We start from the raw sequence: 20,304 nt of genomic DNA on the forward strand, positions 1-20,304 counted from the left end.
TTCGATCCACAGGAGCGCCAAGTGCCCCGTCTCGCCGTCATCACCCTCTGACGCCGACAACGCCGCTTCATTGCCGGTCATGTCGGGCGCCAAGCTGCGCTTTCCGCTGACCGCAATCCGTTCCCCAGCTCTCCAGCTTCGCTCCCGCACGTTGTCGGTTCTTCCTGGTTCCATCCGGAGAACAAACGTGTTTCCCCTCTCTTCTTCTCTTTCATCGATCCCGCTGCTCAAGTACCCGCGTACTGCGCACCTGGAAGGCTCCCGGCTGCAGGCCGGTGACAGCGACGACGGCCAGACGCCGTTGTCCGAACTGCAGGGCATGCATGTCGTCATCGAGGAAAAGCTCGATGGCGCCAATGCGGCCGTGTCGTTCACGCCAGCAGGCGAGTTGCTGCTCCAGTCTCGCGGCCACTACCTCGCGGGCGGCGCCGGCGAGCGCCAGTTCAACCTGTTCAAGCACTGGGCTGCCGCCCATGAAGCGGCGCTGCTGGAACGGCTCGAAGACCGCTACGTGATGTACGGCGAGTGGTGCTTCGCCAAGCACAGCTGCTGGTACGACCGGCTGCCCGCCTTCTTCCTGGAGTTCGACATCTACGACCGGCAGTCGCAGTGCTTCCTCTCGACGCCGGCACGGCATGCGCTGCTCCAAGGCGGCCCGGTGCTGCCGGTGCCCGTGCTCTACGAAGGCGAGATGCCGCGCAGCGCGAAGGCATTGCAGACGCTGGTGCGGCCCTCGCTGGCGCGCAGCGCAGACTGGAAGCCGGCCTTCGAAGCCGCTGTGGCGCAGGAAGGCCAGCCGCTCGAACTCGTGCGGCAGCAGACCGACCTGTCCGACCTCGCCGAGGGCCTGTACCTCAAGACCGAGTCCGATGGTCAGGTGACAGGCCGCTACAAGTGGGTGCGCCCGGATTTCGTCCAGACCATCCTCGACTCGGGCTCGCACCACAGTCGCCGGCCGGTGCTGCCCAACCAGCTGGCGCCGGGCGTGGATCTCTATGCGCCGACGCCGCAGCTGACCTGGCAGGACCTGGGCCTGCGCACATTGCGCGACCCGGCCGAGCTGACCGCCGCAGGGAGGAAGCGATGAACTTCGACGATCTCCGCGCCCTGGTGCCCGAGCCCGGCAAGGGCACCGACTGGACGCAATGCTGCGAACTGCTGCCGGCCCTGCTGCGCCTCGAGGAGACGCCTCAGGACCCGTACTACCACGCCGAAGGCAACGTCGGCATCCACACCCGCATGGTGCTCGACGCGCTGATGCAGGACGAGCACTACCGCCGTGCCGACGCCGACCGCCGCTTCGTGCTGTTCATGGGCTGCCTGCTGCACGACATCGCCAAGCCCGACACCACGGTGATCGACGAGGCCAGCGGCCGCGTCGGCCAGCCGGGCCACTCGCGCCGGGGCGCGGTAGACGTGCGCGTGCTGATGTGGAAGGCCCGCGTGCCTTTCGCGCTGCGCGAGGCGGTGTGTCGGATCATCGCGGTGCACCAGGTGCCGTTCCATGCCTTCGCCTCGCGCAAGGGCGTGCGGCCCGAGTGGCTCGCGCACAGGCTCTCGTGGGAGCTGAGCCTGCCCGACCTGTGCTGCGTGGCGCGCTGCGACATGCTCGGGCGCCACTACGAGAAGCGTGCGGACAGCATGGCCGACATCGCGCTCTTCGAGCAGCTGGCGCAGGAGGAAGGCTGCTGGGAGGGCCCGCGGAAGATGGCAGACGCCCACACGCGCCTGGCCTACTTCCGCGGCGCCGACACCAGCCCCGACTACCCGCTGTTCCAGAACGCCGGATCGCAGGTGACGGTGATGTGCGGGCTGCCCGCCAGCGGCAAGAACCACTGGGTGGCGCAGCATCGAAAGGGCTGGCCGGTGGTGTCCTTCGACGATGCGCGCGCCGAACTCGGCCTCAAGCACGGCGAGAACGACGGCCTCGCCGCGCACCACGCGGTCGACCAGGCCAAGGCGCTGCTGCGCAGGCAGGAGCGCTTCGTCTGGAACGCCACGCACCTGAGCCAGCAGATGCGCACCAAGACGCTGGACCTGCTGTGGGCCTACCACGCGCACATCGAATTGGTGTACCTGGAAGTGCCCCACCCGGAGCTGATGCGCCGCAACCGCGAGCGCGACACCACGCTGTCGAACGCGGGCATCGAGCGCATGCTGCATCGCTGGGAACTGCCAACGCCGGTGGAGGCGCACGAGACGGTCTACGAAGTGCAGACCTGAAGGAAGCGCGGACCTGAAAAGCAGAAGGCCCGCCGGTTCACCCCGGCGGGCCTTCTCATATATATGTGCGCGTGCGGCGTGCGCTCAGAACGGCAGCTTCGGCCCACCGGGGCCGCCCATTCCGCCGAGGCCCTTCATGCCGCCCATGCGCTTCATCATCTTCATGAGGCCGCCGCCCTTCATCTTCTTCATCATGCCCTGCATCTGCTCGAACTCGTTGAGCAGGCGGTTCACTTCCTGGACCTGGACACCGGCGCCCGCGGCGATGCGGCGCTTGCGCGTGGCCTTCAGCAGTTCGGGCTTGCGGCGCTCCAGCGGCGTCATGCTGTTGATGATGCCTTCCTTGCGGCGGATGTCGCGCTCGGCGCGGCTCAGGTCGGCCTCGCTGGCCTTGGCGGCCATCTGCGTGGGCAGCTTGTCCATCAGGCTGGAGAGGCCGCCCATCTGCTTCATCTGCTGCAGCTGGCCGAGGAAGTCGTTGAGGTCGAAGCCCGCGCCGCTCTTGACCTTGGCCGCGAGCTTCTGCGCCGCCGCCACGTCGACGCCGGCCGTGACCTGCTCGACCAGCGCGACGATGTCGCCCATGCCCAGGATGCGGCCCGCATGGCGCTCGGCGTCGAACACCTCGAGGCCGTCGATCTTCTCGCTCACGCCCGCGAACTTGATCGGCACACCCGTCACCTGGCGCACCGACAGCGCAGCGCCGCCGCGCGAATCGCCGTCGGTCTTGGTCAGGATGATGCCGGTGAGGGGCAGCGCTTCCTTGAAGGCCTTGGCGGTGTTGATCGCGTCCTGGCCCTGCATGGCATCGACCACGAAGAGCGTTTCGACCGGGTCGAGCGCAGCATGCAGCTGCTTGATCTCGGCCATCAGAACTTCGTCGATGGCGAGGCGGCCGGCCGTGTCGACCAGCAGCACGTCGAAATAGTGGCGTCGCGCGTGGTCGAGCGCGGCGCGCGCGATGTCCAGCGGCTTCTGGTCGGGCGTGCTGGGGAACCATTCGGCGCCCGCCTGCCTGGTGACGGTCTTGAGCTGCTCGATGGCGGCGGGACGGTAGACGTCGCCCGACACGGTGAGCACCTTCTTCTTTCGCTTCTCGATCAGGTGCTTGGCGAGCTTGGCGGTGGTGGTGGTCTTGCCGGCGCCCTGCAGGCCGGCCATGAGGATCACGGCCGGCGGCTGGGCCGCGAGGTTGATGTCGGACACGCCCTCGCCCATGGTGGCAGCGAGTTCGCGGTTGACGATGCCCACCAGCGCCTGACCCGGCTTGAGCGAGCCCAGCACTTCCTGGCCAAGGGCCTTTTCCTTCACGCGGGCGACGAAATCGCGCACCACGGGCAGGGCCACGTCGGCTTCCAGCAGCGCCATGCGCACCTCGCGCAGCATGTCCTGCACGTTGCTTTCGGTGATGCGGGCCTGGCCGCTCATCGTCTTGACGAGGCGGGAGAACTTTTCTGTGAGGGCGGTGGCCATGAGGGGGATGCCTTGCTGCCCGCTATGGCGCGGGCCGGGTGAGAAGCCTGGGAGACGGGAAAGAACTTGAAGCCGGGCGCCGGGAACGCAATAGCGAGACGCTAAACTCCGGCCGATGATTTTAGCGATCCCCTCCCCGCTCGGCGTGGCTCTGGGCATCGCCACCGCGGTTGCCTACGGTTTTGTCGCCGCCGCCGGCGCCAGATTCAGCCGCCAGTCGACCCAATGGACGCTCGGGATCGCATGGCTGCTGCATGCCGCCGCTCTGGCCCATGGTCTCGTCGGCAGCGAGCCGCGCTTCGGTTTCGCGCCGGCGCTGTCGGTCACGGCGTGGCTGGTGCTGACCGTCTACGCCGTCGAAAGCCGCATGTATCCCCAGCTGAAGGTGCGGCGCGCACTCGCCTGGCTGGGCGCGGCCGCCGTGCTGCTGGCCATCCTGTTTCCCGGCACGCCGCTGCACGTGACGGCATCGCCGTGGCTGCCGCTGCACCTGGCGCTGGGCATCGCCTCCTACGGCCTCTTCGGCGCCGCCGTGGTACATGCCTGGCTGATCACCCGCGCCGAAAAGCAGATCCGCCTGGCCGCGGCCGTGGAGCCGCAGGGCGGCGTGCCGCTGCTCACGCTCGAGCGGCTCACCTTCCGCTTCGTCACCGCGGGCTTCGTGCTGCTCTCGGCCACGCTGCTGGCCGGCCTGCTCTTCAGCGAGCAGCTGTACGGGCTGGCTGGCCGCGCCTGGAAGTGGGACCACAAGACCATCTTCTCGGTGCTCGCCTGGATCAGCTTCGCGATCCTGCTGATCGGCCGGGCCCGCTTCGGCTGGCGCGGGCGCACCGCGCGGCGCGTGCTCTATGCCGGCTCGGCGCTGCTGCTGCTGGCCTACGTCGGTTCGCGCTTCGTGCTCGAAGTGGTTCTCGCGCGCCCTCCCGTCTGAAATGAAATACCTCCTCGTCCTCGCGGTGCTCTGGGTCGCGATCTGGCTCTGGCGCAAGAACCGGCGCGAAGAAATGCAGGACGCCATGCGCGAGCGAGCAGCCAAGGCGCAACGCACGCCCGCGCCGTCCGGACCGCCGCAGGCGATGGTGCGCTGTGCCCATTGCGGCCTGCACCTGCCGGCCACCGAAGCCATCGCCGGTCCCGGCGGCGCGGTCTACTGCAGCACCGCGCACCGCGAGGCCGCCACCCGGCAATGAGCACGCCCCTCTGGTCGCGCGGCGAGCCGGTCACCGACTGGGACGTGCTCGACCAGGGCCCGGCCGAGAGTTCGGCACTGGGCCGCCTCTGGCGCGGCTTCATGGGAGCGCGCTGCTTCGTCGCCCTGGTGCTGGTGCTGCTGCAGGCCGTGTCCTTCGCGATCGGGCAGAACATGCAGGCAGCGGCCATCGCGATCTCGGCGATCTACCTCGTCGCGGCCTGGCTGGGCATGCGCTACACCGCCTTCCAGCCGCCGATCCGCGGCTTCACGCCGCTTTGGCTGCTGACCATCGGCATCGACCTGGCGGCCTTCACCGCCTTGCAGGTGCTGCAGGGCGGCAACGTCAACTACACGCCGCTGTTCGCGCTGCCGGTGCTGATGAGCGCGGTGCTGGGCACCATGATCGTGAGCCTGGGCACCACCGCCTCCGTCACCCTGCTTCTGCTGGGCGACGCGGGCTGGCACTGGCTGCAGCAGCCGGGCGATTCGTCGTCGCGATTCGTGCAGGCGGCGCTCACCGGCACGGGCTTCTTCGTGGTGGCGCTGCTTGCCCACGAGATGGCCCGCCGGCTGGCGCGCGAGGAAGCGGTGGCGCAGCGCAACCGCAGCAGCGCGCGGATGCAGGCGCAGGTCAACGACCTCGTGATCGAGACGCTGAGCGAAGGCGTGCTGGTGATCGACGCCGAGGGCCTGGTGCACGCGGCGAATCCCGCGGCCGACGCGATCCTCGGCCAGGGCCTGGCCAAGCTGACGCTGCCCTTCCCGCTGCATGCCCAGCCCGCCTGGCACGCGCTGGCCGCGCTGGCACGCCAGACCTTCGCGCGGCGGGCGCCGCAGGCCGAGGAGATTCCGGTGGCGCAGGCGCGAGGCGCGGCGCGCGAGGTGCGCGTGCGCACGCGGCTCACGCCCGCCAGCGAGAAGCGCGCCGACAGCCTGTGCGTGATGTTCCTGCAGGACCTGCGCGAACTCGAGGCCCGCATCCGCACCGAGAAGCTGGCGGCGATGGGCCGCATGTCGGCGGCCGTGGCGCACGAGATCCGCAATCCGCTGGCCGCCATCACGCAGGCCAGCGCGCTGCTCAACGAAGACCTGACCGACCCCGCACACCGCAAGCTCACGAGCATGGTGCAGCACAACGCGCAGCGCCTCGCGCGCATCGTGGACGACGTGCTCGACGTCTCCCGCGCGCGCCAGCAGCGCGTGCTCTCGCTGGGCGAGCAGCTGGTGCTCGACCCGGCCGTGCAGGTGCTGGCCGAGGAATGGGTGCGCCAGACGCAGCGCAAGGGCGTGCTGGTGTCGCTCGATGCGCCCGCGAGCGAGGTGCGCTTCGACGCCGAGCACCTGCGCCGCCTGATCGTGAACCTGCTGGACAACGCATCGCGCTACGCCAGCACGCGTGAAGGCGCGATCCAGGTGCTGACCGCGATGCAGCGAGGCGGCGTCGCCAGGCCGAGCCTGATGGTATGGAGCGACGGCGCGCCGCTCGAGCCCGCGGTGCAGCGGCACCTGTTCGAGCCTTTCTTCTCTTCGGAAAGCCGCTCCAGCGGGCTGGGTCTCTTCCTGTGCCGCGAACTGTGCCGGCGGCACGGCGCCACCATCGGCTACGAGCGCCGCGCGCTGGTGCCGGGCGGGCCCGAGGGCAACGAATTCTTCGTCAGTTTTGCCCCCAGCGAAAACCGGCTGACACAATAGCGCCCGTGAGCAACTCCCCCTCTTCTTCCACCCAGCGGCCGGCGCAGATCCTGGTCATCGACGACGAGCCGGACCTGCGCACGCTGTACGAACTGACGCTGCTGCGCGAGGGCTATCGCGTGGAGGCGGCAGGCAGCGTCTCGGAAGCCTGGCAGCACCTGGAGGCCGGGCGCTTCGACGCGGTGATCACCGACATGCGGCTGCCCGATGGGCAAGGCATGGAGATCATCCACCGCATCCAGAAGGACCAGCGCAGCGAGCGCTGCGTGGTGATGACCGCCTACGGCTCGGCCGAGAACGCGGTCGAGGCGCTGAAGGCCGGCGCCTTCGACTACCTCACGAAGCCGGTCGACCTCAAGCAGTTCCGCGCGGTCGTGGCCTCCGCCGTGCAGGCGCGGACGGCACCGCAGCCGGTGGCCAAGCCCGCGCAGGCGGCGCCCTCCAGTGCCGGCAATGCGGCTGGCGAGGCGGCACCGGTCACCTCCGGCACCGGCATCGCCGCGCTCGACCGCCTCGTGGGCGAGTCGGAGCCGATGCGGCTGGTCAAGTCGCGCATCGCCAAGGTTGCGCGCGGCATGGCGCCGGTGCTGGTGCGCGGCGAGTCGGGCACCGGCAAGGAACTGGTTGCGCGCGCGGTGCATGCCTGCAGCCAGCGCAGCGAAGGCCCCTTCGTCGCGGTGAACTGCGGCGCGATTCCCGAGAACCTGCTCGAGGCCGAGTTCTTCGGTGCGAAGAAGGGCTCGTACACCGGCTCGTCGCAGGACCGCGACGGCTACTTCCAGGCCGCGCGCGGCGGCACGCTGTTCCTCGACGAGATCGGCGACCTGCCGCTGGCCATGCAGTCGAAGCTGCTGCGCGCGATCCAGGAGCGCAGCGTGCGCTCGATCGGCTCGACGCAGGAAGATGCCGTCGACGTGCGCATCGTGAGCGCCACTCATAAAGACCTGCACGCCGAAGTGCAGGCCGGCCGCTTCCGGCAAGACCTTTTCTACCGCCTCAACGTGATCGAGATCGCGGTGCCTGCGCTGCGCGACCGCCGCGAGGACCTGCCCGCGCTGTGCAACGCGCTGCTGTCGCGCATCGCACAGGACGGCGGGCTGCCGGTGCCTCACCTGTCGGACGAGTTGCTGCGCCGCCTCGCACAGCATCCGCTGAATGGCAACGTGCGCGAACTCGAGAACCTGCTGCACCGCGCGGTCGCGCTGAACGACGGCGACGAACTGCACCTCGACCTGATGGGCGGCTTCACGGCCGCGGCCGAAGCGGCGGCATCTTCTGCGCCCGCGCCGCTTTCGCTCCTGGGCGGCGACGCGGCGGCCGCTCCGGCCCCGGCGCCGGCCGCGCCGGTGGCGGCCTCTACCCGGCCCGCGCCTCCGCCGCTGCCCTCCGACCTTCAGGCCTACCTCGACCAGCAGGAGCGCGAGATCCTCGTGCGCGCGCTGCACGAGAGCGGCTTCAACCGCACCGCCGCCGCCGCCCGGCTCGGCATGAGCCTGCGCCAGATCCGCTATCGCATCGCGCGGCTGGGCATCACCACGCCCAACGGCGATGACGGCGCGAGCAGCAGCCATGCCGACGACTGAAGAAGAAGCGCTCGCCGCCGAGTCCGGCGACGCACTCTGGCAGGCCGGCTGGTACCGCTTCGCGAAGGCGCTGCCCTCGCCCAATTTCGGGCCCAGGCCGCAGGGCGCGCAGATCGATCTCATCGTGCTGCACTCGATCAGCCTGCCGCCCGGCGAGTACGGCGGCGACGCGGTGCAGCGGCTCTTCACCAACCGGCTCGACTGGGACGCACACCCCTACTTCCAGTCGATCCGCGGGCTGGAGGTTTCCTCGCACTTCTACGTGCGGCGCAACGGCGAGCTCTGGCAGTTCGTGAGCTGCGACGACCGCGCCTGGCATGCGGGCGTGTCGACGTGGCGCGGCCGCGGCAACTGCAATGACGACTCCATCGGCATCGAACTCGAGGGCCTCGAAGGCCAGCATTTCGAAGAGCCGCAATACGAGACGCTCGCGAGCCTGTGCGCCGCCATCGCGCAGCATTTTCCGGTGGCGTACATCGCCGGCCACGAGCACATCGCGCCGGGCCGCAAGCAGGACCCGGGCGCCGGTTTCGACTGGCGCCTTCTGCGCGAACAACTCGGCTGGAAGCCACAGATGTTTCCTGAGCAGGTCGTCGGGCGCTAATTTTTTTCAATCGCGCGGCGCCTCGCGATGCACCGCCACCGCGCTGCAGCGAAGAGAAAATCCGAAGGGCGCAATGCAGCAACCATGCGCCCTGCAAGCCCAAATCGGCCTGCAAGCCACAGCGCATGCGGGTTGCGGGACCATAGGCCAGTATTCATGGGGCATCTTCGCAGGTGTCCTATGTCGGAAGTAGTACCGGAAATCCTTGTATCCTTTCGAAAACGCTACATCTAGTGGGTTGTATGCCCCCTGCACCCTAGATATAGTGTCTTCCGTCCGGTCCCGTACACCGGTGCGGCGCCGGGCCAGGCGTCGCCATCCAACAAGAATTGCCAACCGAGAGGAAGCGAATGCAAACAGCCCTGAATCCCCAATCGACCCCGCGTGCAATCCCCTCCACGCCGTCGCAGCCGCAGCGAGACACTGCCGGCTCCCCCACCGGCCAGAACCTGGCCCACTACCAGATCATCCGCCGCAACGGCGCGGTGGTGCCCTTCGAGCCGAACAAGATCGCCATCGCGATGATGAAGGCCTTCCTGGCCGTTCACGGCACGCAGGGCGCGGCTTCGGCCAGCGTGCGCGAGACGGTCGACACGCTCACGCAGGGCGTGATCCGCGCGCTGGTGCGTTCGCGTCCGGGCGGCGGCACCTTCCACATCGAGGACGTGCAGGACCAGGTCGAGCTCGGCCTGATGCGCGGCGGCCACCATGAGATCGCCCGCGCCTACGTGCTGTACCGCGAGCGCCGCACGCAGGAACGCTCCAAGCAGGGCGAGCAGACCGCGCCGGCCACGCCCGCGCTGCACGTGCTGGACAAGGGCGAGCTGGTCGCGCTCGACGTGAACGAGCTCAAGAGCCTGATCGAATCGGCCTGCGAAGGCCTGGGCGAGAGCATCACGGCCGCGCCGATCGTCGCCGAGACGATGCGCAACCTGTACGACGGCGTGCCGCTCGACGAGGTCTACAAGGCATCGATCCTGGCGGCTCGCACGCTGATCGAGAAGGACCCCGACTACACCTTCGCCACCGCGCGCCTGCTGCTGCACACGATCTTCAAGGAGATCATCGGCCGCGAAGTGCTGCCCGCCGAACGCGCAACCGCCTACGCCGACTACTTCCCGCAGTTCATCAAGAAGGGCGTGGACAACGACCTGCTCGACGAGAAGCTGCTGCAGTACGACCTGCCCCGCCTGGGCGCGGCCCTGAAGCCCGAGCGCGACAACCAGTTCGACTACCTCGGCCTGCAGACCCTGTACGACCGCTACTTCCTGCACGTGCGCAAGACCCGCATCGAGCTGCCGCAGGCTTTCTTCATGCGCGTGGCCATGGGCCTGTCGCTCAATGAAATCGACCGCGAAGCGCGCGCCATCGAGTTCTACGAGGTGCTGTCGTCGTTCGACTTCATGTCGAGCACGCCCACCCTGTTCAACGCCGGCACGCTGCGCTCGCAGCTGTCGAGCTGCTACCTGACCACCGTGCCCGACGACCTGGACGGCATCTACGAGTCGATCAAGGAGAACGCGCTGCTGTCGAAGTTCGCCGGCGGCCTGGGCAACGACTGGACCCGCGTGCGCGCGCTCGGCAGCCACATCAAGGGCACGAACGGCGAATCGCAGGGCGTGGTGCCCTTCCTGAAGGTGGTGAACGACACGGCCGTGGCCGTGAACCAGGGCGGCAAGCGCAAGGGCGCCGTCTGCACGTACCTCGAAACCTGGCACCTCGACATCGAGGAGTTCCTGGAGCTGCGCAAGAACACCGGCGACGACCGCCGCCGCACGCACGACATGAACACGGCCAACTGGATCCCCGACCTGTTCATGCGCCGCGTGATGGAAAAGGGCACCTGGACGCTGTTCTCGCCCTCCAACGTGCCCGACCTGCACGACCTGTTCGGCGCCGACTTCGAGAAGGCCTACGTCGCCTACGAAGAGAAGGCCGCCCGCGGCGAGATCAAGCCGAGCCGCACCGTCCAGGCGACCGACCTGTGGCGCAAGATGCTCACGATGCTGTTCGAGACCGGCCACCCCTGGATCACGTTCAAGGACGCATGCAACGTGCGTTCGCCGCAGCAGCACGCCGGCGTGGTTCACTCGTCGAACCTGTGCACCGAGATCACGCTAAACACCAGCGACACCGAAACCGCCGTGTGCAACCTGGGTTCCGTGAACCTGCTGCAGCACCTGAAGGACGGCAAGGTCGACCAGGAGAAGCTGAAGAAGACCGTGTCGACCGCGATGCGCATGCTCGACAACGTGATCGACATCAACTACTACGCCGTGAAGAAGGCGCGCGACTCGAACCTGCGCCACCGTCCGGTCGGCCTGGGCCTGATGGGCTTCCAGGACGCGCTGTACGAACTGCGCATTCCCTACGCCTCGCAGGAAGCCGTGCAGTTCGCCGACGAGTCGATGGAAGCCATCTGCTACCACGCCTACTGGGCCTCGACCGAGCTCGCCAAGGAGCGCGGCAAGTACTCGAGCTACAAGGGCTCGCTGTGGGACAAGGGCATCCTGCCGATCGACTCGCTGGACCTGCTCGAGAAGGCACGCGGCGGCTACGTCGAGGTCGACCGCTCGGCCACCCTCGACTGGGACGCGCTGCGCTCGAAGATCAAGGCCGACGGCATGCGCAACTCGAACTGCGTGGCCATCGCCCCGACCGCGACCATCTCGAACATCATCGGCGTGGACGCCTCGATCGAGCCCTGCTTCGGCAACCTCTCGGTCAAGTCGAACCTGTCCGGCGAGTTCACCGTGATCAACCACTACCTGGTTCGCGACCTCAAGCGCCTGGGCCTGTGGGACGACGTGATGGTCATGGACCTGAAGCACTTCGACGGCTCGCTGCGCCCCATCGACCGCGTGCCGCAGGACGTGAAGGCGCTCTACGCCACCGCGTTCGAGATCGAGACCACGTGGCTGGTGGAAGCCGCCGCGCGCCGCCAGAAGTGGATCGACCAGGCGCAGTCGCTGAACATCTACATGGCCGGCGCATCGGGCAAGAAGCTCGACGACACCTACAAGCTCGCATGGCTGCGCGGCCTGAAGACGACCTACTACCTGCGCACGCAGAGCGCGACGCACGCCGAGAAGTCGACGGTGCAGTCGGGCCGTCTCAACGCCGTGTCGTCGGGCAACGAATCGTCTTCCGGCATGAGCGCGCTCGAAGCCGCTGCAGCAGCCGCAAAGGCGCAGATGAGCGCGATTCCCGCCACCGACATCGCGTTCTGCGGCGTGGACGATCCGACCTGCGAAGCGTGCCAATAAGCACGTCGATGCTCGCGACGACAAGTCAGTGAGGCGCATGCAAGATCGCGCGACGTTCATTCAATGAAGGCATTGACTGACATCGCGCGATGCATGCGAGCAACATAACAACCACATAAATGGCGTGCGATGTGAACGAGCACTTTGCAACTCACATCGTTGCTCCGATAATTTGAGCATTGGATTTTTCTATGTTGACCTGGGACGAAGAAGTCAAGCCCTCCTTACCAAAGGATATGCAACAAGGTTTGCAGCACCACAACGCATCGACCGGCGGATCTCCCGCAGGCCGTTCGGTGGACGCTCCGGCTTCGTCTTCCATCGCGCAACCCGCCCTGCGCACCTTCAGCACGCTCGATGACGGCGCGCAGGTGCGCCCGGTTGCCACCACCGCTTCTGCAGCAGCAGCGCCCGTAGTTGCCGCCCAATCCACGCAGCGCGTCAAGGCGTCCGACAAGCGCATCATCAACGGCCAGACCGACGTCAACCAGCTGGTGCCGTTCAAGTACAAGTGGGCGTGGGAAAAGTACCTCGCCACCTGCGCCAACCACTGGATGCCGCAGGAAGTGAACATGACGCGCGACATCGCGCTGTGGAAAGACCCGAACGGCCTGAGCGAAGACGAGCGCCGCATCGTCAAGCGCAACCTCGGCTTCTTCGTGACTGCCGACTCGCTGGCCGCCAACAACATCGTGCTGGGCACCTACCGCCACATCACGGCGCCCGAATGCCGCCAGTTCCTTCTGCGCCAGGCCTTCGAGGAAGCGATCCACACGCACGCGTACCAGTACATCGTCGAATCGCTCGGCCTGGACGAGAGCGAGATCTTCAACGCCTACAACGAAGTGCCGTCGATCCGCGAGAAGGACCAGTTCCTGATCCCGTTCATCGACGCCATCAGCGACCCCAACTTCCACACCGGCACGCCCGAGGCCGACCAGAAGCTGCTCAAGTCGCTCATCGTGTTCGCCTGCCTGATGGAAGGCCTCTTCTTCTACGTCGGCTTCACGCAGATCCTCGCGCTGGGTCGCCAGAACAAGATGACCGGCGCTGCCGAGCAGTACCAGTACATCCTGCGCGACGAGTCGATGCACTGCAATTTCGGCATCGACCTGATCAACCAGCTCAAGCTTGAGAACCCCGGCCTCTGGACGGCGGAATTCAAGGCGGAGATCAAGGCGTTGTTCCTGCGTGCCGTCGAGCTCGAATACAGATACGCCGAAGACACCATGCCTCGTGGCGTGCTCGGCATGAACGCCTCCATGTTCAAGGGCTACCTGCGCTACATCGCCAATCGGCGCGCGCAGCAGATCGGCCTCGAAACGCTCTTCCCGAACGAGGAAAATCCGTTCCCGTGGATGAGCGAAATGATTGACCTGAAGAAAGAGCGCAATTTCTTCGAAACCCGCGTGATCGAATACCAGTCGGGTGGCGCGCTCTCCTGGGATTGAATCTTTCGAAAAGAATTAATGAATTCAAGAATTGCCCTTGCCACCGATCGCGCCGAAGAGCGCGGCATGGACGAGGGCTCAGGTGTTCATGGTGCTGGAGCAGAGATTCCAACACCATGAATCGCTTCACGGCACCCGAGGTGCGTGGAGTGCTTCAATAGGTTGATTTTTCAACTTGATCAAGGAGAAATAGAAATGGCAACTGCAAAGAAAGCTCCGGCTAAGAAAGCCGCTGCAAAGAAGGCCCCGGCCAAGAAGGCCGTCGCCGCGAAGAAGGCTCCTGCCAAGAAGGTAGCCGCCAAGAAGGCACCGGCCAAGAAGGTCGCTGCCAAGAAGGCTCCGGCAAAGAAGGTAGCAGCGAAGAAGGCAGCACCGGCGAAGAAGGCCGCTGCCAAGAAGGCTCCTGCCAAGAAGGCCGTAGCAAAGAAGGCGCCTGCGAAGAAGGCTGCTGCCAAGAAGGCCCCGGCGAAGAAGGCCGCTGCCAAGAAGGCGCCTGCGAAGAAGGCTGCCGCCAAGAAGGCCCCTGCCAAAAAGGCTGCTGCCAAGAAAGCCGCGAAAAAGCCTGCTGCCAAGAAGCCTGCTGCGAAGAAGGCTCCCAAGGCCGCTGCCCCTGCCAAGGCTGCCGCCGTAGCGCCTGCCCCTGCGGCGCAAACGACGCTGAATCCTCAGGCAGCATGGCCGTTCCCCACGGCCAGCAAGCCCTGAGTCTCTCAGCGGCCTTGAAGGCAAAAGCCCGGCACCTCACGGTGCCGGGCTTTTTTTATCGCCCTTGCGAGCACTCTTCCAAAAAGAAGATCAGACGCCCAGCGCCTTGCGGTCGATCTCGTAGTTCTGCGGGCCGCGCTGAGCGATCTTGATCGCGCCGACCTTGTTGCCCAGTTCCGCGCACTGCGCGAGCGGCCAGCCCTTTTCCAGGCCGAAGAGCAGCGCACCGCGCCATGCGTCGCCGCAGCCCGTGGGCTCGACCACCTCGGTGGCCACAACGCCCGGCACATGCTCGCGCTCGCCGTCGGTCCAGATCTCGCAGCCCTCGGCCGCCAGCGTGACCACGAGGCCACGCACGCGCTTCGATATCTCGGCCAGGCTCCAGCCGGTGCGCTGCGAGAGCATCTTTCCTTCGTAGTCGTTCACCACCACCCAGCTCGCCAGATCGACGAAGTGGCGCAGCGCCTCGCCGTCGAACATCGGCAGGCCCTGGCCCGGATCGAACACGAACGGGATGCCCGCCGCAGCGAACTGCTCCGCGTGCTGCAGCATCGCTTCGCGTCCGTCGGGGGCGACGATGCCGAGCTTGATGTCCTCTCGCGCGGCGACCTTCGTGATGTGCGCCTGCTGCATCGCGCCGGGGTGGAAGGCGGTGATCTGGTTGTTGTCGACGTCGCTCATGATCATCGCCTGCGCGGTGAAGGTGTCGTCGAGCTGCCGCACGAACTCCGTGCTAATGCCCAGCGAGCGCATGCGCTCGAGGTAGGTGGCACCGTCGCTGCCGAGCGTTGCCATCGGCAGCGCCGTGCCGCCGAGCGCATTGAGGCTGTAGGCGATGTTGCCCGCGCAGCCGCCGAAGTCGCGACGTAGCGTGGGCACGAGGAACGACACATTCAGGATGTGCAGCTGGTCGGGAAGGATCTGGTCGGCGAACCGGCCCTCGAAAGTCATGATGGTGTCGAATGCGAGGGAACCGCAGATCACAGTTGCCATGGTTAGCCGTTGAGTGGTTGAGTGGATGAAAGCGAGCGGGACGCGTGCACGCGCCGCGCTCAGGGATAGAAAGCCTCGACGCGATAACCCGCGACGGGCGGCAGCGCTGCTGCTTCGGAGGCCGACAAGGTCAGGGGCAGCGAGGCAGCGCGATCCGCGCGCGCAGGCAGCACCGACGGAGCCCCGAAGTCGGCCGGCAGCAGCACGCGGCGCACCACGGCGCGCTCCTGCGTATCGAGCAGCGAGAGCTCGATGGCCGGCATCGCAAGCGGCACGGTGGCGCCGTTGCGCAAGGTGAAGCTCAGGCGGTAGTCGTTGCCGCCGCTCTTCTCGCGAGCGAAGGCCGCGCCTTCGATCACGATGTCGCCGATCTGGCGCAGTGCGCCGAGTTCGCAGCCCGTGTACTCGCACAGCGCAGCGACCGCGGGCCGCAGATTGGGTTGGCGCGCGACGATGCCGTCGCGTTCATGGCGAACGATCTGCAGCACGAGCAGCAGCGCAGCAAGGACCACCAGCAGGATCAGCACCACGCGAACGCCCCTGCGCTGCCAGAAGCCCGGCGCGTTCTCCAGTGGCTCGTCGTCCTCCGCGAAGGGATGCCCAGGGGGCGGCTCGAAGATCGGCGAGAGCACCGGATCGGGCTCGCCGGCTTGGCTTTCGGTTTCGGTTTCCTCGCGGTCCACCACGGCCGGGGCCTTCGCCGCAGCGCGTTCCTCGCGGGCCTTGGCGCTTGCGATCTTGGCCGACTTGGCGCGGGCGCGGCGCAGCGCCTTCTGCATCTGCACCTGGTCGTGGTCCTTCTCGAGCTGCTCGCGTTCATCCGCCGCACCTCCCGCATCGCCCTCATCGCTCGCTCGCTCGATGAGTGCGCGCGTCTTGAAGACGCGCGGCGTGACCGGCAGTGGCGGCGCCGGTGGTGGCGACGCAGGCGGCGGGGACGCAAGATTCAGGTCGATGTTCGGAAACGGCGGCAGCGTACTCGGCGGGGGCTTCCAGGCGGGCTGCGTGGCGTCGAGATCGGACCATGGCTCGTCGGCAGCGATGCCGTGCTCCGGCAGCGTCAGCGAGAAGGCGGGCAGCGGAGAAGCAGGCGGCGATTGAACCGGCGGCGGCACGGTCTTCGGCACCTGGTCGAGGACCAGGGCATCCGGCGGAAGCAGGTGCTCATCTTCCGTCAGCCAATCCTTGCGCTGGCGCTGGTGTTCGGGCTCGTCGTCGAAGAAGTCCGCATCCTCGGAGGATGACGACAAGGGTTGCTCCGGTTCTGCCGGCTCGGGCTCTTCCGGCGGCAGGGACTCCGACTCGGCAGAAGACGGCGGCGCGGCGGGTCCGGGTGAAGGCGCCGGCTGCGAAGCAGGCCGTTCGACCAGCCCCGGCATGAAACCACTGCCCTGCGCCGCCGACGAAGCACCGGGCGCGGCGGCAGTGCTGCCGACGCCGTCGGGTGTCTCGTGCAGGTCGAGCGTCGCGTCGAACACGTTGCTGCAGCGGCCGCAGCGCACCCAGCCGTCCGAGATGCGAAGCTGGTCGCGCACCACCTTGAAGGTGGTGGTGCAGGCGGGGCAGCGCGTGACGAGACTCATGACCGGGCGATTGTAGGGTTGGGCCCTCGCCGCGCGGGGGCTCAAGGCCACGCAGAAAACCGGCCGCGCACAGCGCGACGGCTCAGCAGCGGGCGGTCATGAGGATCCAGCCGTCCTCGCTGTCGCTGACTTCGAGCGCCGCGTACGGCGCGTAGGCTTCCTTCAGTTCGTCGGCCTGGCGTTCGAGGATGCCGGCCATCACGAGCGATCCGCCCGCCTTCACATGGCCGCGCAGCAGCGGCGCGAGCAGCTTGAGCGGCGTGGCCAGGATGTTGGCCAGCACGATGTCGTACTCGCCCCTGGCCGCATCGGGCAGGCCGGCCTTGAGCTTCACGCCGTTGGCTTCGGCGTTGAGCACGGTCGAGGAGACCGCCGCCTCGTCGATGTCGACCGCATCGATGTCCGTGGCACCGAACTTCGCGGCGCCGATCGCCAGGATGCCGGAGCCGCAACCGTAGTCGAGCACGCGCTTGCCAGCCAATGCTCCCTCGCCTCGCGTGGCGATCCAGCGCAGGCACATGCGGGTGGTGGGATGCGTACCGGTGCCGAAGGCCAGGCCCGGATCGAGCCGGATCACCTGCTTCGCCTGCTCGGGTGGCTCGTGCCAGGTGGGCACGATCCAGAACTCGGGCGTGACTTCGACGGGTGCGAACTGCGACTGCGTGAGCCGCACCCAGTCCTGCTCGGGCACCGTCGCGATGCCGAGCACCTCGCAGCCTTCGAAGAAGTCCTGCAGCGCAAGCACGGACGCAGTTTCCTTCGCCTGGGCTTCGTCGGGAAAGAGCGCGATCACGCGCGAACGCTGCCAGCCCTCCTTGGGCGGCGGCATGCCCGGCTCGCCGAACAGCGCCTGCTCGGCGTCGGTCTGCGCGTCGGCGTCTTCCACCGACACGCTCAATGCATCGAATGCATCGAGTGCCTCGCACAGCGTCTCGACCCGATCTTCGGGCGCCATGAGGCGAAGTTCAAACATGACAAGCTCCTTCTTCACAAGGAACACCAAGGAACCGGCTTTGCCGGGCCTCCGGTGTTGCCCCCGGGCGAGGGGGTTGGCGAAGCGACACGAAGTGCGCGGAGCCTGGGGGTGTTCATCGTTTGTGCGCGGCGAGCCACTCTTCCAGATAGTGGATGTTCGTGCCGCCGCTCATGAACTTGGCGTCGACCATCAGCTCGCGGTGCAGCGGGATGTTGGTCTGGATGCCTTCGATCACCGTCTCGTTCAGCGCCGTACGCATGCGGGCCATGGCCTGCTCGCGCGTGTCGCCGTAGACGATGATCTTGCCGATCATCGAGTCGTAGTTCGGCGGCACGAAGTAGTTGGTGTACGCATGCGAGTCGACGCGCACGCCCGGGCCGCCCGGCGGGTGCCACATGGTGATGCGGCCCGGCGAGGGAATGAATTTCCAGGCGTCTTCCGCGTTGATGCGGCATTCGATCGCGTGGCCGTGCATCTGGATCTGGCGCTGCGTGAACGGCAGCTTCTCGCCGGCGGCGACCATGATCTGCGTCTTGACGATGTCGATGCCGGTGGTGAACTCGGTCACCGGGTGCTCCACCTGCACGCGCGTGTTCATCTCGATGAAGTAGAACTCGCCGTTCTCGTAGAGGAACTCGAAGGTGCCGGCGCCGCGATAGCCGATCTTCTTGCAGGCCGCGGCGCAGCGTTCGCCGATCTTCTCGATCAGCTTGCGCGGAATGCCGGGCGCGGGCGATTCCTCGATCACCTTCTGGTGGCGGCGCTGCATGGAGCAGTCGCGCTCGCCGAGGTAGACGGCGTTCTTGTGCTTGTCGGCAAGCACCTGGATCTCGATGTGGCGCGGGTTCTGGAGGAACTTCTCCATGTACACGGCCGGATTGTTGAAGGCCGCCTGGGCTTCCGCCTTCGTCATCTGGATCGCGTTGACCAGCGCCGCCTCGGTGTGCACCACGCGCATGCCGCGGCCACCGCCGCCGCCGGCCGCCTTGATGATGACCGGGTAGCCGATGGCGCGCGCGATGCGCTTGTTGGTGGCGGCGTCGTCCGAGAGCTCACCCTCCGAGCCGGGCACGCAGGGCACGCCGGCCTTGATCATCGCCTGCTTGGCCGACACCTTGTCGCCCATGGTGCGGATGTTGTCGGGCGTCGGGCCGATGAACTGGAAGCCGCTTTGCTCCACGCGCTCGGCGAAGTTGGCGTTCTCGCTCAGGAAGCCGTAGCCGGGGTGGATCGCCTCGGCGTCCGTCACCTCGGCCGCCGAGATGATCGCCGGCATGTTGAGGTAGCTCTGCGCGGAGGGGGCAGGTCCGATACAGACGGCTTCTTCGGCGAGCTTGATGTACTTGGCGTCGCGGTCGGCCTCGGAATAGACCATCACGGCCTTGATGCCGAGCTCGCTGCAGGCGCGCTGAATCCGGAGGGCAATCTCCCCCCGGTTTGCAACCAGGATCTTCTTGAACATGCTTACTCGATGATGAACAGCGGCTGTCCGTATTCGACCGCCTGGCCGTTTTCGCCGAGGATCTGGGTGATGGTGCCGGACTTGTCGGCCTCGATTTCGTTGAGGATCTTCATCGCCTCGATGATGCAGAGGGTGTCGCCCTCGTTGACCTTGCTGCCGACCTCGACGAACGCCGCAGCGCCCGGGCTCGACGAACGGTAGAAGGTACCGACCATCGGCGACTTCACCGCGTGGCCCGCAGGAGCGGCCTCGGCGGCCGGTGCTGCTGCAGCGGCAGGAGCCGCTGCGGCGCCCGCGCCGGCGGCCGGTGCTGCGGCAGCGGCCTGGGGCGCGGCCAGGGTTTGCACATACTGCACCGGGGCGGCGCCGCCGCCCTTGACGATGCGAACCTTGCCTTCGGTTTCGGTGATTTCCAGTTCGGAAATATTCGATTCGGACACCAGATCGATCAGTGTCTTGAGTTTGCGCAGATCCATGGGACTCCAGTGCCGGCTGTGCCGGTCTTCAGGATATAACTTGTTCGAAAATCGTTGATTTTCGGCGTTCGGCGTCTAACGCCAGCGTAAGGAACTGATTCTAACCATGAACCAGTTCACGCCGCCAAGTCTCCAGGTCGGTCGCTTCGAGCTTGCCCATTTTACGGGCAGCCACCGATCCGTCCGAATTCAGCACCAGCGTGAAGGGAAGCCCACCGCCCGTATTGCCGAGGTTCTTGACCAATTCGGTACCCTGCAGACCGGCCAGGCCCGTAGGATAGGTGACCGGCGTGCGCTGCAGGAACTTGCGGACAGCGCTGGGCTGATCGATGGCCAATCCAACCACTTGCCAGCCATTCGCTCCATTTTGGCGGAAGAAGGCGTCGATCATGGGCATTTCCTCGACGCAGGGCGGACACCACGTCGCCCAGAAGTTCAGCAGCAGCGGCTTGCCGCGAAGGCCCGACAGAACGAGGTCACCGCCCTCCGGGCGCTCGAAGCTCTGCGCCCAGAAGGCCGCATCGAGCATCTCCTTGCCGCCGGCACCGCTGCCGGCGCTTCGCTCCTTCCACCAGGCACCACCGAGCCCGGGGGGGGAAAAAGAGGAAGAGAAACCGGCAGGAGG

17 protein-coding genes are annotated in these 20,304 nt (G+C 66.9%); 10 read left to right on the forward strand and 7 right to left on the reverse strand.

Annotation, left to right across the window (positions count from 1 at the left end):
• Nucleotides 1–187 precede the first annotated feature (187 nt).
• Together ACTJLF_RS21785 and ACTJLF_RS21790 are read left to right on the forward strand one after the other, a co-directional pair.
• Nucleotides 188–1,087, forward strand: coding sequence for an RNA ligase family protein (locus ACTJLF_RS21785; protein ID WP_126182553.1), 900 nt, complete (start codon nucleotides 188–190; stop codon nucleotides 1,085–1,087).
• Nucleotides 1,084–2,223 carry an AAA family ATPase gene (locus ACTJLF_RS21790; RefSeq protein WP_126182552.1) on the forward strand — a complete coding sequence of 380 codons (1,140 nt, stop codon included), beginning with the start codon at nucleotides 1,084–1,086 and terminating at the stop codon, nucleotides 2,221–2,223. Before ACTJLF_RS21785 ends, ACTJLF_RS21790 begins: the two co-directional genes overlap by 4 nt.
• Before the next feature lie 84 nt (nucleotides 2,224–2,307).
• On the opposite strand, the gene ffh is transcribed toward ACTJLF_RS21790, so the two are convergent.
• Nucleotides 2,308–3,696 (reverse strand): signal recognition particle protein, encoded by a 1,389-nt coding sequence (ffh, locus tag ACTJLF_RS21795; protein ID WP_019656802.1) that lies wholly within the window; start codon nucleotides 3,694–3,696, stop codon nucleotides 2,308–2,310.
• A gap of 115 nt (nucleotides 3,697–3,811) precedes the next feature.
• On the opposite strand from ffh, the gene ACTJLF_RS21800 reads away from it, so the two are divergent.
• The 8 genes from ACTJLF_RS21800 to ACTJLF_RS21835 all read left to right on the forward strand — a co-directional run bounded on the left by ACTJLF_RS21800 (nucleotide 3,812) and on the right by ACTJLF_RS21835 (nucleotide 14,189).
• Nucleotides 3,812–4,627: a cytochrome C assembly family protein gene (locus ACTJLF_RS21800; protein WP_019656801.1), complete on the forward strand. Its 816-nt coding sequence runs from the start codon at nucleotides 3,812–3,814 to the stop codon at nucleotides 4,625–4,627.
• Between the two features lies 1 nt (nucleotide 4,628).
• Nucleotides 4,629–4,886: a PP0621 family protein gene (locus ACTJLF_RS21805; protein ID WP_019656800.1), complete on the forward strand. Its 258-nt coding sequence runs from the start codon at nucleotides 4,629–4,631 to the stop codon at nucleotides 4,884–4,886.
• Nucleotides 4,883–6,580, forward strand: coding sequence for a two-component system sensor histidine kinase NtrB (locus ACTJLF_RS21810; RefSeq protein ID WP_019656799.1), 1,698 nt, complete (start codon nucleotides 4,883–4,885; stop codon nucleotides 6,578–6,580). The genes ACTJLF_RS21805 and ACTJLF_RS21810 overlap by 4 nt, the downstream gene beginning before the upstream one ends.
• A gap of 5 nt (nucleotides 6,581–6,585) precedes the next feature.
• Nucleotides 6,586–8,163 carry a sigma-54-dependent transcriptional regulator gene (locus ACTJLF_RS21815; protein ID WP_126182551.1) on the forward strand — a complete coding sequence of 526 codons (1,578 nt, stop codon included), beginning with the start codon at nucleotides 6,586–6,588 and terminating at the stop codon, nucleotides 8,161–8,163.
• Nucleotides 8,150–8,767: a 1,6-anhydro-N-acetylmuramyl-L-alanine amidase AmpD gene (ampD, locus tag ACTJLF_RS21820; protein ID WP_126182550.1), complete on the forward strand. Its 618-nt coding sequence runs from the start codon at nucleotides 8,150–8,152 to the stop codon at nucleotides 8,765–8,767. Before ACTJLF_RS21815 ends, ampD begins: the two co-directional genes overlap by 14 nt.
• A 350-nt stretch (nucleotides 8,768–9,117) precedes the next feature.
• Nucleotides 9,118–12,033, forward strand: coding sequence for a ribonucleoside-diphosphate reductase subunit alpha (locus tag ACTJLF_RS21825; protein ID WP_126182549.1), 2,916 nt, complete (start codon nucleotides 9,118–9,120; stop codon nucleotides 12,031–12,033).
• Nucleotides 12,034–12,224: 191 nt separating this feature from the next.
• Nucleotides 12,225–13,484 carry a ribonucleotide-diphosphate reductase subunit beta gene (locus tag ACTJLF_RS21830; RefSeq protein ID WP_126182548.1) on the forward strand — a complete coding sequence of 420 codons (1,260 nt, stop codon included), beginning with the start codon at nucleotides 12,225–12,227 and terminating at the stop codon, nucleotides 13,482–13,484.
• A 195-nt stretch (nucleotides 13,485–13,679) separates the two neighbouring features.
• Nucleotides 13,680–14,189 (forward strand): histone H1-like DNA-binding protein, encoded by a 510-nt coding sequence (locus tag ACTJLF_RS21835; RefSeq protein ID WP_019656794.1) that lies wholly within the window; start codon nucleotides 13,680–13,682, stop codon nucleotides 14,187–14,189.
• A 90-nt stretch (nucleotides 14,190–14,279) separates the two neighbouring features.
• Here the strand turns inward: ACTJLF_RS21835 and ACTJLF_RS21840 are convergent, their stop codons facing one another.
• The 6 genes from ACTJLF_RS21840 to ACTJLF_RS21865 form a co-directional block, all read right to left on the reverse strand.
• Complete coding sequence (locus ACTJLF_RS21840) at nucleotides 14,280–15,182, reverse strand: carbohydrate kinase family protein (RefSeq protein WP_126182547.1); 903 nt, start codon at nucleotides 15,180–15,182, stop codon at nucleotides 14,280–14,282.
• 59 nt (nucleotides 15,183–15,241) lie between these two features.
• Nucleotides 15,242–16,765 carry a zinc-ribbon and DUF3426 domain-containing protein gene (locus ACTJLF_RS21845; RefSeq protein WP_126182546.1) on the reverse strand — a complete coding sequence of 508 codons (1,524 nt, stop codon included), beginning with the start codon at nucleotides 16,763–16,765 and terminating at the stop codon, nucleotides 15,242–15,244.
• 82 nt (nucleotides 16,766–16,847) lie between these two features.
• A complete protein-coding gene (gene prmA, locus ACTJLF_RS21850; RefSeq protein WP_126182545.1) occupies nucleotides 16,848–17,738 on the reverse strand; it encodes a 50S ribosomal protein L11 methyltransferase in 891 nt (296 codons plus the stop codon).
• A gap of 115 nt (nucleotides 17,739–17,853) precedes the next feature.
• A complete protein-coding gene (accC, locus tag ACTJLF_RS21855; RefSeq protein ID WP_019656790.1) occupies nucleotides 17,854–19,203 on the reverse strand; it encodes an acetyl-CoA carboxylase biotin carboxylase subunit in 1,350 nt (449 codons plus the stop codon).
• A gap of 2 nt (nucleotides 19,204–19,205) precedes the next feature.
• Complete coding sequence (gene accB, locus ACTJLF_RS21860; protein WP_019656789.1) at nucleotides 19,206–19,679, reverse strand: acetyl-CoA carboxylase biotin carboxyl carrier protein; 474 nt, start codon at nucleotides 19,677–19,679, stop codon at nucleotides 19,206–19,208.
• 100 nt (nucleotides 19,680–19,779) lie between these two features.
• Nucleotides 19,780–20,304: TlpA family protein disulfide reductase (locus ACTJLF_RS21865; RefSeq protein ID WP_440883905.1), on the reverse strand; the 525-nt coding region annotated here is incomplete at its 5' end.

The organism is Variovorax sp. 22077 (assembly GCF_052044195.1).
Taxonomy (GTDB): Bacteria; Pseudomonadota; Gammaproteobacteria; order Burkholderiales; family Burkholderiaceae_C; genus Variovorax; species Variovorax atrisoli.